Source organism: Streptomyces sp. AC627_RSS907 (assembly GCF_019049165.1).
In genome coordinates this window covers 1-619 of record NZ_JAGMUE010000888.1, presented here as the reverse complement: position 1 = coordinate 619, position 619 = coordinate 1, and the positions used below count along the sequence as shown (strand labels likewise).

The following is a 619-nucleotide window of genomic DNA, read 5'->3' as shown; positions in this document are numbered from 1 at the left end:
CGCCAGAACCGGTTGGACAACGCCATGGCGAGCAGGGGCCTGTGGCCGGCGGGCTCCCCGTGGGTCCGCCCCGCCATGCGGGCCCTACCGCGCCACGCCTTCGCCCCGGACCGGCTCTGCGCCTGGTCAGGCCACGCGTACGCGTCCGTCGATCGAACCGCGACCCCGGGCCGGTGGGCCGATCTCGTCTACGGCGGCCCGTACGACTCCACCGTCATCCAGGTGACGGACGGCTTCCCCAGCTCCAGCCTGAGCTGTGAGGCGGTGGTGGCCGACATGCTCGACTCCCTGATGCTGGAGCCCGGCCACGCCGTCCTCGAACTCGGCGCGGCGACGGGTCGCAACGCGGCGCTCATGGCACACGGCGTCGGCCCCGACGGGCGGGTCACCACCATCGAGGCCGACCCCCGACTGTCCGACCTCGCGCGGCGGAACGTGTCCGCGGCCGGCGCCCGCGTCACCGTGCTGACCGGCGACGGCACGCGGGGAGCGCCCGCGCACGGCCGCTTCCACCGGGTCATGGCCACTTACGCCGTCGACCTCGTCCCCTGGGCCTGGGTCGAGCAGACGCGACCCGGCGGCCGGATCGTGGCCCCGTGGGGACGGCTCGGCCATGTCG

At 75.1% G+C, this 619-nt stretch carries 1 protein-coding gene; it reads left to right on the top strand.

Translation table 11 applies throughout. The annotated features are described in order from the left end of the window. Positions 1-24: 24 nt before the first annotated feature. Positions 25-619, top strand: a 595-nt coding sequence (locus tag KUM32_RS39280; protein WP_308408838.1) for a methyltransferase domain-containing protein, incomplete at its 3' end; no start/stop codon positions are given.